Origin of the sequence: Biostraticola tofi (genome assembly GCF_004343195.1) — a bacterium.
In the GTDB taxonomy this organism is placed as follows: Bacteria; Pseudomonadota; Gammaproteobacteria; order Enterobacterales; family Enterobacteriaceae; genus Biostraticola; species Biostraticola tofi.
Genome location: NZ_SMCR01000007.1, coordinates 113,811 through 126,585, shown reverse-complemented (window position 1 = coordinate 126,585; position 12,775 = coordinate 113,811). Strand labels below are relative to the sequence as shown.

Below are 12,775 nucleotides of genomic sequence, written 5' to 3'. Positions count from 1 at the left end.
CGAAGCCCAAGGATAGGACAAAGGGTGTGTTTGTTGCACAATGTGGTCGTCGAAGAAATAGGAATGAGGGTGCGTAAGGGGAATTCGATGGTTGAATGCAGTAACAGTGCCAGCCTGCATTAAAAAACCTCAAGGCACTGGGTCAGCGCAATCTAACCCAGTGCCCCTCGGTATATAACGCTGCAACCGACAGGTTATCAGAAGCTGTACTGTACCCCTACCCGATAACGCGTCTGGCGTTCGTCGGTGGTCTTACGGACTGAAACGTTACCTACCGCAATATAAGGGGCCCAGTTCTTGTTAATGGAATACTGCAATTTACCATCATATTCGTAATCTTCTTTCTTATTATCGAATTTGACCAAATCACTCTTTTTGTAAATATAGTTCAATTCTGCACGCCATTTATCCCAGCGATAACCTAACCAGGCTTCACCGCGGTTAACGTGCTCATCCTCAGCACCGGTGGTGGTGTCGCGCGTATATTCATAACGATAGCGGGCAGCTACATAAATACCGCTGTCGAAAGTATATTGGGCGCGTAAATATGGCTTGTAGATTGCTTTGCTGGACGAGGTTTCAAATGCCAGGCCTGGTTGCAGGTTAACCTCTGGCGTCAGTTTATATTGATAGTTAATGTCATATTCAGATCCATTATCTACCATGTCATTGAAAGGCTTTTGCTCATCATCACCACCTGATTTAGCTTTGGCTTCCACAGAGAATCCAAAACCATTATCGAAGCGATGAGCAACTAATACGCGATCTTTATTAGCACGGCTGTCATCAGTATATTCATGACGGAGGTCAACACTGACTGCACCAGCATTTGCACAGAGTACGGCGGCCACACCCAGGGTAAGGAGCTTTATCTTCATAATTAATCATCCACTGTCGTTATAATTGAAATATTGTTTCTTTTAATCTGGTATTGGATTTTAACTATTTAGTTAGCTAAATGTGTGATCGCAATCATAACTATGCGGTATTACCTGGGGATGTCTTCATAGATGTGATCTTGATCTAACTACTTGTTTTTTAATGGATAAATAAGAAGCAAAACTACCCCGCCATCATCGATGGCAGGGTGAAATGAACAACATCATTACCTTAATACTTATAACGCTTTATTAACGTATTAAGCGGCAGGTTAATGTTTAACGGGTGGCGCGTTTAATAATACGGTCTCCCTGACGTTGGAAATCTTCAGCGGTTTCTTCCACCGTCTTCTGACCATAATCAATGGACTGAATAGCATTCCCAAATAACGTCACTATTTGCGGATCATCAAAATAAGGTGAGGTTGTCAAATCATGTGGCAATGATAAAGCCAGTTTTAGACCCGCTACTGCCGGATCACCATCCTTGATTACGCCATCATTGGTCAAGGTTTCAACCGCCGCTTTACTCAGCGGCACGCCACGTTCAAGACCCAGAGTTTTCACCCCTTCTGGGCTGTTAAGCAGAAAATTAATCAATAAAGCGGCTTCTTTAGGATGTTTGGTCGATTTGCCAATCGACAACATCTGGGCGGGCTTAAAGAATAACCCTGCATCTTTGGCATCCGGTAACATCGGATAAGGGCCCAGGTCCAGTTTTGCCGGCGCGACCAGGTTATCGGAATATTTAGTTATGGTGGAGTTCCACATATAGGTACCCGCCCATTCCCCGTTGATCCATGGTTTCATTTCATACATGTTATTTTTGCCGAACGAGGCGTAGTATTTCGATGAAGGCATAACATGACTATCTACCATGGTTTTATACAGGGTAAAGAATTCAACCCAGCGATCTTTGCTCCAGGCAAATTTTTTGCCCTTCTCATCCACCGCCGGTTGATTGTACTTCTGGATCATGTAAGAACTGATCAAAGCAAAAGTATCCTGATGCTCCAGGATGATCGGGTAATACTTATCGCCCAGTTTTTCTTTAAATACCTTACCAGCGGCAATCAGTTCATCCCAGTTCTTGGGATAATCGACTCCAGCCTTCTTCCAGGTCTCATCGTTGTAATAAAAAATTCGCGCTGTCACCGAGGTCGGAATACCGTTCAGTTTACCGTCGACCGTCGTCTGCTCAAGATCGCCCGGGTTGAACTGTTTTAAATCCAATGTATCGGCGACACTGTTCAAATCATAGAAACCGGTGCCGGTTTTAGAAAAAATCGGCAGCCAGTTCCAGTTGGTCTGCATAACATCAGGCTCAGTACCGCCGGCAATCTGCGTGGTCAGGCGTGATAAATGTCCGTCCCAGCCGGTATATTCCGCTTTAACGGTAATATTGGGGTACTTTTGATGAAATTGATCCAGCGCTTTAAGCGTCACCTGATGCCGACCATTGCCGCCCCACCAGGACATGCGCAGATCGACCTGCTCTGCTGCAAAGGCCTGAGAAGATAGCATCGCCAGACTACCGGCGACGACCAGGTTAATTAGCGTTCTTTTCATAGGGTACATTCCTTCATAGGGTAATGTTATTTTCTGTCGCTGCATCAAAGAGATGACAGTGTTCCATGCTAAACGCGAAACCAATTTGACGATTCAGCCCCTTGGCGATCATCACTCTGGCTTCATCCGATGGCATACGGCTGGTCAATTCGACATCGCCCACCCGGATATAAATAAAGAATTCGTGGCCCATATTTTCGACGCGTACCAGTTCACCACTGCCGCCATTGCTAAGGGCTGCCGCTTCGGTAATGGTGACAAACTCGGGGCGGATACCGTAAAAAATGGGTTTGCCGACATAGCTCCTGACTTTTTCCTGCTGATGGGCATTGAGCGTCAGCAGCGAATGACCGATCTGTAGCGATACCTGGCCGTTGCTTTCAACCAACTGGCCAGGTTTGATGTTCATTTCCGGCGCACCGATAAAACCGGCGACAAACATATTTTTTGGGTAATGATAAAGATTGTCCGGGGTATCAACCTGCATGATATGGCCAAGTTTCATTACGCAGATACGGTCGCCCATGGTCATGGCTTCAGTCTGATCATGGGTAACATAAACGGTGGTCGCCGCTTTGCCGCTTTGCTTAAGGTGCTTGTGCAGATCCGAAATACGGATGCGCATTGACGCGCGCAATTTGGCATCCAGGTTAGACAGCGGTTCATCGAACAGGAACACATCCGGCTTTTTGACGATGGCGCGACCGACCGCCACCCGCTGGGCTTGCCCGCCTGAAAGCTGGCGTGGCAGGCGTTCGAGCAAATCTTCCAGCTCCAGAATCCGTGCCGCTTCCTCAACCTGGGTTTTGATTTGTTCTTTCGGCATTTTGCTCAGCTTCAGGCCAAATGCCAGGTTTTCCCGCACCGTCATATGGGGATAAAGCGCATAGTTCTGGAATACCATGGCGATACCGCGCGCTTTCGGCGCCAGGTTATTGACTACCCGGCTGCCGATACGGATCTCTCCGCCGCTGATGGTTTCCAGCCCGGCCAGCATGCGCAGCGTGGTTGACTTGGCGCAGCCCGAAGGGCCGACGATGACCATGAACTCTCCGTCCTGGATCCGCAGGTCAATACCGTGCACCGCCTTGAAACCATTGGAGTACACTTTTTCGAGTTTATTAAAAATGACTTCTGCCATGACTTCTTTTCCTCAATTAACCTTTGATTCCACTGCTGGTCACGCCCTGCACGAAATAGCGCTGCGCCAGGAAGAAAACGATGATGGACGGCAGGATAGAGATGCTTGCCATTGCCAGGATCTCATTCCACGGTGCCCCTTCGGTAACGTCGATAGACATTTTTAGCGCCAGCGCTATCGGGTATTTATCTACGCTGTAAACATAAATCAGCGGACCGATGAAATCGTTCATCGACCACATGAACTGGAACAGAGCGACCGAAATGATCGCCGGCCGTAAAATCGGCACCAGCACATACCACAGCACCTGCCAGGAATTACAGCCATCGATCTGGGCCGCTTCTTCCATATCACGCGGTACACCGCGCAGAAACTGGATAAGCATGAAGACAAAGAAGCCCTGAGTGGCAAATGCCAGCGGCAGGTACAGCGGCATATAGCTGTTAAGCATGCCCAGCTCACGGAACATGATGTACTGAGGGATAAGCAGCACGGTACTTGGCAGCAGCATGGTGGTAATCAGTGTTCCGAACCAGAAGCCCTTGAACGGGATTTCAAAACGGGCAAATCCATAGGCCACGATGGTCGATGAAATGATGGTTAACAGTACCTTGGGGATGACGTACTTAAAGGTATTAAGCATGTAATGCCCGAAGGTGTATTCGGTACTGGTCTTCCAACCGTTGATAAAACCTTCCCAGGTCGGATGCGCCGGCCAAAGCCCCATGGTGGTAAAGATTTCCTGATTGGGCTTGAACGAGGCCGAGAACATCCACGCCAGTGGATAGAGCATCAGCAGGCCAACCACAATCAGTGTGGTATAGCGAAAGGTTGCGTTAATGCGCTCACGGCGGCGGGTCCGCTTGATTTCACGTTCTGCGGCTTCCGACAGGGCTTTAGCGTCAGTGTACTGTGGTAAATCAGCCATTTTTTCCTCCTTTATCGGCGGAGTAAAACACCCAGTATTTAGATGACTTGAACGCGACGGACGCGAATACCGCCACCACCAGGAACAGCACCCACGCCAGCGCAGAGCCATAGCCCATATCAAAGTATTTGAATGCGGTGTCGTAAATATAAAGTGAGAACAGGTAGGTGTAATGGGTCGGGCCACCACCGGTAATCACATAAGGCGCAGTGAATTCCTGGAACGCCTGGGTCGTCTGCATGATGAAGTTGAAGAATATCACCGGCGTAATCAGCGGCACCGTTACCTTGGTGAACATTTGCCATTTGGAAGCACCATCAATCATGGCGGCTTCATATTGGGATTGAGGCACATTCTGCAGTGCAGCCAGGAAGATAACCATCGCCGATCCAAACTGCCATACACGCAGCAGAGTCACCGACATCAGTGCAAGGGAAGGTTCGCCCAGCCAGTTCACCGGGTCGAATCCCAGCACGCCAATAATGGCATTCAGCAGCCCATCAATGGCGAACAGCGCACGCCACAATACTGCAATCGCCACGCTGCTGCCGAGGATAGATGGCACGTAGAATGCGGTACGAAACATGCCGATGCCGCGCAACTTGAAATTCAGCACAAAGGCGATAAATAATGCAAATGCAAGCTTAAGCGGAATAGTCAAGAATACATACGCAAAGGTCACGCCCATGGATTTCCAAAAAAGATCATCCTCCGCAAACATATAACGGTAATTCTCAACCCCGTTAAATACCGGCGGGCTCATTAAATCATATTCGGTAAAACTCAGGACCAACGAAGAAATAAAGGGATAAGCGGTAAACACCAGCAGCCCTATTATATAGGGAGAGATGTAGGCCAGTCCCAGCATTTTGTTTTCATTCATAATGCTTGTCCGTGTAAGGTAATCGGCTGTTGTCAAACAAAAAAGTCAGTAAGTGTGAGTCGCCGCTCAAACCAGGTGAATGAATTTATTCAAATTTAAAACCTCAAAACAATAAAATAGAAACACCATTTCATTTTACTCTATGGGTATTTTTGCCCGCCGTCATCGGTAGGATCTTGAAAATGTGATCCCCGACTTATTTCCTTACATAAATCCATTTCGGCATGCTTCCCTCCCGGTGCAAATGATTGAATTTATTTATTATGTCGCCTGGGCATGATGGCCGCTAAACGTCCTCTGTCAGGGTTCATTACGCCTGTTTTCTCGATAATTCCAGGCACAGTCAAGCCTGCCGGCGATAACGCTGACAGGCGGTGGGCAAAAGCAGCGGCTGCGGGCATCGACAGCCCGCTAGGCTATCTTCGCTTTAGGAAATCGCCCAGTTCAAAGGCGCCGTCAGCTTGTCGGGAAAAATGTTCCGGCACCGATAATGAAATAAATTGGCGATTATTAAGCACGATACCATCGTTGTTAATGGTGTGATTATTTTGATAAAAAAAGTTACTATTATCGGCATGTCCTGTTATCACATCATTGTATTGTGTGGCACTGGTTCGCAAGGAAATATTATTTTTAAATACGCCTTGTTCATTGGGATCATTATAAGGCCCCTGGCGGAAGATGAAATTAAATCGTTTATTATCCAGCGCTATATTGTGTTGAATAGCCAATTGACCGGGATTGAAATTATCGGTAAAGCCGTCCATGCCGTTGCCAACCGCCAAGTTTCCGCTTGACCGATGCGCCACGGATTGCCCTTCCCCACCAAGCTTAAAGCCATTATTGGTATTGTTAAGGGCGATGCTGTTTTCGATCACTACCTGCCCATTGGGGCCATCTTCGATTTTGTTAAACAGGTCAAAACCGTCATCTGCATTGTCATGCGCAATGCAGTTCACCACACGATTACCTGCTCCTACCCGCATCTTGACCGCAAAGCCGTCGGCGTTAATGTTGCCCGGATCCTTGTTGGCAAAAGACTCTGAGTTGGAAATCAGATTATGGCTGGCCCATAACGCCCGGCCGATGCCTTCCGGCGATGAGACCCAGATACCGGTATCATCCGCATGATGGGCAATCACTCGGTCGATATGGTTATGACTGCCGGCAATATGAAAGCTTTTACCGGTAACCTCGATATTGGCTATCATCCAGTAATGCCCTGACAGCGACAGGCCGTGAAAAACCACTTTCTCACCGGCGGCTTTAAGCGTTTTTATCCGCGTAGGGCTGCCGCTGGCGGTAGCCGGGATAGTGGCTAACGGATACTCCCCCTGTTGCAGCAAAATCGTCCCTCCTGGCGGCAGCACCGCGACGGCGGTAGCGAAGTCCAAAGGCTTACTGGCCGTGCCGTCGTTTGCCGCCAGTCCTTGCGGCGAAACCCACAGCGTATCGCCGTCGGTAAACTGCTGCTGCCAGCTAACCTCAGTGGTTTGCTCAGCAAGTTGCCTGCCGTCGCTATCGGTAAACACATAACTGAACTGGCTGACAGGCCGATGCAGTGTCGCCGGAATCGAGATAACATCACCGGCCTTCAATGGGCTTTCCGCCGCCAGCACCACCTGATCCTGCCTTACCGTCACTCTGCCATCCCGATTGGCTCGCAGCTGGAACGCATAATCAGCAAAGGCACTGACCGGCGACGAAGCCAGTTCAACTTTCAGCGGCGCCAGGACGAGCGGTTTCGGCTTGCTGGCTACCGTATGGGCTGCACTCAGGCTGAGCTTGACGTTATCAACGGTCATCCGGGCATTGCGAGCGGCAAAGAAGCCCAGGTAATAGACGTCTTTGCGTTGAACCGCCACCAGATCAGCACCCTCGACGCGATGGTTCACCCACTGCTCGCTGTCGAGCGGGGCAAAGCCGGTGACAAAATCCTGGTCGGTGCGTTCCAATCGCAGCCTGAAGCTCGGCGTTTTTGCCAGATCTATATCGGGCTGATAAGATTGTCGGGTGATTTGCACCCCCTGATTACCCGCTGGCTGGAGTGAACCGGTGCGGGTAATATGCGAAGCCTGGACGCGGGTATGGGACCGCTTATCCTGGGTCAGGATGGCATTCATCACCTGGTTGGCGGAGGCGGGAAACTCTTCATAACCGGCTACCGGCTGTTCCTGCCGGCCCTGGCCAATCACATCCCTCACCAGCATGCCGACGCCTTCCTGGCCGGCGGGCTTGGCGCCGTTTTCTGGGCCGAATTGTGAAACGGAAACCGTAGCCTGCAGCACGAAATTTACATTCACCGGCAAGGTGGTGTAATAAAACGTCAGCCCGTCATGGCTGTTGCCTATCTTGCCGCCGCGGCTTTCCAGGGTAAACGGCGTTTGCAGCGCCATCGGCACCGCCTGGGGCAATTTCTTGCCGCCGACGGTGACATCATTGACGCCAACCTTGTCGGCAAGGACGTTAGTGGCAAAATCGATGTCGGTTGATTGCCCGAAGGTGATCTTTTGCCAACGTAGACGTGAAACGTCCGGTATGTCAGTTGCCGCTGCCGGATTTACTGTGAGCATCACCACCACCGCCGTTATGAATAATCGCAACATGCCTGTCCGATCCGCTGTAAACCCGCTACCTGTACCGTAGCGGGGGAAGGTTGATAAAATAGCTACCAGCGCAGTGTTGGCCCGCCGCCATCAGTGGGCTTCCTTGACCTGATACGCCTCGAGAGGATTCGCCCCCAGCATTTTTTGGCAGGCTTTATTATTTCCCCAACACTGTTCATAAGGGTAACCCACCAGATCCTCAATCACCGCCCTTGCCTGGGGCTCAATGTCACTGACCTTGCCGCCGGCTTTGATCCGGGCCACTTCAGCCAGCACCACCCTGTGCGTTTTGCGATTCAGCTTCATCTGTGAACTGAAAACTATGGCCGTCAGGGCGAGAATAATTACGCCGGCAGCAAACACAATGGCTATCGCGTTGACCGCGCTTTCTGGCTGGACCTAGGATTTGGACTGGAATCCGTAATAACTGAGGATTGATCCCATCAGGAAAACAATGATCGAGCGGGTAATTTTGCCCGAGAACGTCATGGCGCCGGCGTAAATCCCTTCCCGGCGACGGCCAGTGAAAACTTCATCCACATCGGCCAGGAAGGTATATACCGTCCAGGGGATGTAATACACGCCGCCGGTGCCAATACCAAAGATCACGGTAATCGATATCATCGCCACGGTGACCCACTGTGCTGGCAGGTGTAAGAAGTAGAGCATGGTATAGAGCAGCACCGAAAAGATAACGATGCCCAGCGCCAGACTGTATGGCTTGCTGAATCCATGCTTGACGCAAAAAGCAATAAACAGCGCTGTAGAGCACAGCTGCAATATCGAGTTTAAGCTGTTGAGACCGGCAACCATGGCCGGGTTGAACTGCATAACGAAAATAACGAAATAAGTAAAGATCGACGCAAAAAGCCATTCGGCGCCAAAGCCGAACAAGTACATGCCGAGGTGTTTGCGGAATACCCGTAAATGGAAGGTGGACTTCATATCCCGGCTCATGGTAAGCAGACTGGTGGCCAGGGAATTTGCCTTCAGCCTGACCTGTTTTTCAGCCTCGGATTTGCGTTCCCAACTGGTAAAATACAGCGCCGCTACCGCAATAAATAAAATAACACCATAAGTCAGGCCGGTATAAAAGAAGGGTTGGGCGGAATCTTTACCATAAATAAGGATGAACTGGCCCGGAATAAACGCCGCCAGGAAATTAGCTAACTTGCCGAAGATCGCTTTGTAGCCGGTCATTTTAGAGCGTATGGAGAAATCGCTGGTCATTTCGGTAGCCAGCGTTTCATAAGGCACCATTACCGAAGTATAAATCAGCTCGAATATGACATAGGTCGCCAGGTAGTACCAGAAGCCGAAGCCATCCACCCACAGCAGTGGGTAGAACATCATCAGCGGGATCCCCAGTAAAATAAAGAACCTGCGGCGGCCGAATTTTTTACCCAGCCGAGTGTTGCTGAAATTATCCGTCAGGTAGCCCATTACTGGGTTACTGATTGCATCAATGATGCTGGCGATTGAAAAGATGGCGGATGCCTGGATGAGCGTCAGTCCGCAAAATGTTGTGTAGAAGTAGAGTAGCCAGGCTCCGCTGATTGCCAGCGCCCCACTGCCGAGTAAATTCCCCCCACCGTAGGCCAATAAATGCCCGAATGACACATTTCTTTCTTTCACCGTCATCTCCATATGAAAAATAAACCAATGTTTTAAAATTATAGGAATTTCGGTTTTATACGGTTTGGATCGGTAATTTAGTGTGATTGAAATCACATCAGGTTATTCAAAAGGTGATTAATTTCACAAATGAGACATGTGTAACAAAATTAAACTGACCACCGGCGATCTAACAACTGGGGTTATCTACAGCCCGAGGGCTAAGCAGGAATGCATTGCTCAGGGCCTAAAGTATTTTGTGATCAGCAATACATTTATCGTGCCTATAGCTGTAGGTTTTACCCTGATTCGTTATTATCCCCTCAATAATTGAAACAATGTTTCATAAAATAATTGTTGTCTTAATTTTGCGCCCGCAGGGTTATCGGGCTGTCACAGGAGTTATGAGGTAAGCCATGCCAAAAGGAAAAGTCATACCACTCGATTTTCATGTTTTTCAGGATCCGGATACCGGGGCCACGGTCACTCGCTTGACGCCCCCCGAGGTCATCTGCCATCGCAATTATTTTTATCAGAAATGCTTTACCCAAGATGGCAGCAAACTGATTTTCGGCGCCGAATTTGAGGGGCGTCGTAACTACTACTTGCTTGATCTGCGCCAGCAGCAAGCGCTACAGCTGACCGAAGGCGAAGGTGACAATACCTTTGGTGGTTTTTTATCACCGGATGATCAGTATCTTTATTACGTGAAAAATGAACGTTTCCTGCAAAAGGTCAGCTTGAGCGATCTCGCCGAAACCACCGTCTATCAGGTTCCGGACGCATGGGTGGGTTATGGTACCTGGGTGGCCAACAGCGATTGCACCTCGATGGTGGGCATCGAGATCGCTAAAGCCGACTGGACACCGCTTACCGACTGGAAAGTATTCCGGGATTTCTATACTCGCCAGCCACACTGCCGATTACTGCGCGTCGACCTGGCTACCGGTGAGGCCACGGTTATCCTGGACGCCAATGAATGGCTTGGACATCCGATTTATCGGCCCCACGATGACAACACCGTTGCCTTCTGCCATGAAGGCCCCCATGACCTGGTCGATGCGCGGATGTGGCTTATCAATCAAGATGGCAGCCAGATGCGTAAGGTCAAAGAGCACGCCGAAGGCGAGAGCTGCACCCATGAGTTCTGGGTACCGAACGGGCAGGCGATGATCTATGTTTCTTATCTGAAAGGGGAACAGGACCGCCGCATCTGCCGCTTTAATCCTGATACCGGCGTCAATGAGGAACTGATGCTGATGCCGGCTTGCTCCCACTTGATGAGCAATGAAGACGGGACACTGCTGGTCGGCGACGGCGCTGATGCGCCGGTTGATGTCTCTGACAGCGGCGGTTACCGTATTCAGAATGATCCCTGGCTCTATATCTTTGACGTAGCGACCCGCCGCCATGCCCGCTTATCCGCCCACAACAGCTCGTGGAAAGTGCTTAACGGCGATCGCCAGGTGACCCATCCCCATCCGTCGTTCAGCCCGGATAACAAACAGGTACTCTATACCTCTGACTGTGATGGCAAACCGGCGCTCTATCTGGTGAACATTGGGCCACAACTTTTCAATTAACGAGGATTCAAGATGTTTATTTACTATAAAGATACGATTGAACAGGATCTGGGCGAAGGGGTCAGCCGGCGTATACTGGCCCACGGCGGCACTATGATGGCGGTGAAAGTGACGTTTGCAACCGGTGCTGTCGGTCCGCTTCACCATCATCAGCACGAGCAGCTGACCTATGTACTGTCAGGTAAATTCGAATTTACCATCGACGGCATTACCCAAGTAGTGAGCGAAGGAGATACGCTGTATAAAGCGCCAAATATCGTTCATGGCTGCGTCTGCCTGGAAGCGGGCGTTCTGCTGGATACGTTCACCCCGCAGCGCGAAGACTTTTTGAGCTAAGTACCCTCCACGCGCATTAACGCTGACGCACCGGCGGCCCTGAGCCGCCGGTGTCATTTCCAGCCGCGGGAATAACTGCATTGACAATCTTAAGCTGCCGCAATCATTGAATGGCCCGCGCTTACCGGCCTAGTCCCCCAGCGGGTTTCACCAGGCGAAAAAAAAGAGTAAACCAGGTTTACTCCTTTTGTGAACGCATCCAACCAACGGCCAGAAGGTCGTTGGTATGAGGATGCCAGAGTGCGGCATCCTCACCGGCCAATCAGGGCAGCAGCGATGGCTGATCTGCCCCCTCTTTCTCGACTTTCTGCTGAATCATATGTTCGCGTTTGACGCCCATTTTCAGCGCCAGCGCCGATGCAACGTAGATAGACGACACAGTACCGATTGACACCCCGATAAGCATGGTCAGCGAGAAGCCTTCCAGGATAGCGCCGCCGAAGATATAGAGCATCAGCACCACCATCAGGGTGGTAGCAGAGGTCATGATGGTGCGACTCAGGGTCTGGGTCAGCGACACGTTGATGATTTCGTAGGAGGTCCCGCGGCGTATCTTGCGGAAATTCTCACGAATACGGTCCGACACCACTATACTGTCGTTAAGTGAGTAACCGATTACCGACATCAGCGAGGCGACGATGGTCAGGTCGATCTCAATATGGAACAGCGACAGAATCCCCATGGTGATCACCACGTCATGAGCCAGGGACAGCACCGCCCCCATCGCCAGACGCCACTCAAAGCGGAAACCGACGTAGATAAGGATACAGATTAACGCCACCAGCAGCGCCATGCCGCCGGCCTGGGCCAGATCGCTGCCGACGCTCGGCCCGACAAACTCGATCCGCTTGACCGTCGCCTGCTGCCCGGTTTCCTGATTGATGATACTGAGCACCTTGTTGCCCAGTTCCTGCCCTGCACCGTCCTGCACCGGCGGCATCCTGACCATGACGTCACGGCTGCTGCCGAAATTCTGAATAAGCGGGTCCTGAAAACCGGCCTTCTCCAGCGCGCCGCGCATGACATCTATTTCAGCGGGCTTTTCCAGGTTCAGTTCAATCACCGTACCGCCGGTGAAATCGAGTCCCCAGTTAAAGCCGCGCACCGACATTACCGCGATGGAGGCGATAAGCAGCACCAAAGAAATGGTGAATGCGACATTATCCCAGCGCATAAAGTCATAGACTTTACGGCCGTAGTTCAAATCTTCAACACTATGTTGCTGAGCCACAGCACA

At 50.5% G+C, this 12,775-nt stretch carries 9 protein-coding genes and 1 pseudogene; 2 read left to right on the top strand and 8 right to left on the bottom strand.

Annotated elements, in window-relative coordinates; translation table 11 throughout:
• Positions 1-197 precede the first annotated feature (197 nt).
• From EDC52_RS14570 to EDC52_RS14540, 7 genes and pseudogenes are all read right to left on the bottom strand, one after another.
• Entirely contained in the window at positions 198-878 is a 681-nt protein-coding gene (locus EDC52_RS14570; protein WP_131866129.1) for an oligogalacturonate-specific porin KdgM family protein, read from the bottom strand.
• A gap of 279 nt (positions 879-1,157) precedes the next feature.
• Complete coding sequence (locus EDC52_RS14565) at positions 1,158-2,447, bottom strand: ABC transporter substrate-binding protein (RefSeq protein ID WP_131866127.1); 1,290 nt, start codon at positions 2,445-2,447, stop codon at positions 1,158-1,160.
• A 13-nt stretch (positions 2,448-2,460) separates the two neighbouring features.
• Positions 2,461-3,588, bottom strand: a complete 1,128-nt coding sequence (locus EDC52_RS14560) for an ABC transporter ATP-binding protein (RefSeq protein WP_131866125.1) — start codon at positions 3,586-3,588, stop codon at positions 2,461-2,463.
• Positions 3,589-3,604: 16 nt separating this feature from the next.
• Positions 3,605-4,516 carry a carbohydrate ABC transporter permease gene (locus EDC52_RS14555; RefSeq protein WP_131866123.1) on the bottom strand — a complete coding sequence of 304 codons (912 nt, stop codon included), beginning with the start codon at positions 4,514-4,516 and terminating at the stop codon, positions 3,605-3,607.
• The gene (locus tag EDC52_RS14550) at positions 4,509-5,399 is read right to left on the bottom strand and encodes a carbohydrate ABC transporter permease (protein ID WP_131866121.1); all 891 of its coding nucleotides are present in this window, start codon (positions 5,397-5,399) and stop codon (positions 4,509-4,511) included. Before EDC52_RS14550 ends, EDC52_RS14555 begins: the two co-directional genes overlap by 8 nt.
• A 416-nt stretch (positions 5,400-5,815) precedes the next feature.
• Positions 5,816-8,005, bottom strand: coding sequence for a right-handed parallel beta-helix repeat-containing protein (locus EDC52_RS14545; RefSeq protein WP_131866119.1), 2,190 nt, complete (start codon positions 8,003-8,005; stop codon positions 5,816-5,818).
• Between the two features lie 90 nt (positions 8,006-8,095).
• Positions 8,096-9,646, bottom strand: a pseudogene (locus tag EDC52_RS14540) (MFS transporter).
• 389 nt (positions 9,647-10,035) lie between these two features.
• Between EDC52_RS14540 and EDC52_RS14535 the strand changes: the two are divergent.
• The gene (locus EDC52_RS14535) at positions 10,036-11,202 is read left to right on the top strand and encodes an oligogalacturonate lyase family protein (RefSeq protein WP_131866117.1); all 1,167 of its coding nucleotides are present in this window, start codon (positions 10,036-10,038) and stop codon (positions 11,200-11,202) included.
• 12 nt (positions 11,203-11,214) lie between these two features.
• On the top strand, positions 11,215-11,538 hold the full coding sequence (locus tag EDC52_RS14530; RefSeq protein WP_131866115.1) for a cupin domain-containing protein: 324 nt from the start codon (positions 11,215-11,217) through the stop codon (positions 11,536-11,538).
• Between the two features lie 262 nt (positions 11,539-11,800).
• Here the strand turns inward: EDC52_RS14530 and secF are convergent, their stop codons facing one another.
• Complete coding sequence (secF, locus tag EDC52_RS14525; RefSeq protein WP_131866113.1) at positions 11,801-12,769, bottom strand: protein translocase subunit SecF; 969 nt, start codon at positions 12,767-12,769, stop codon at positions 11,801-11,803.
• Positions 12,770-12,775: the final 6 nt, after the last annotated feature.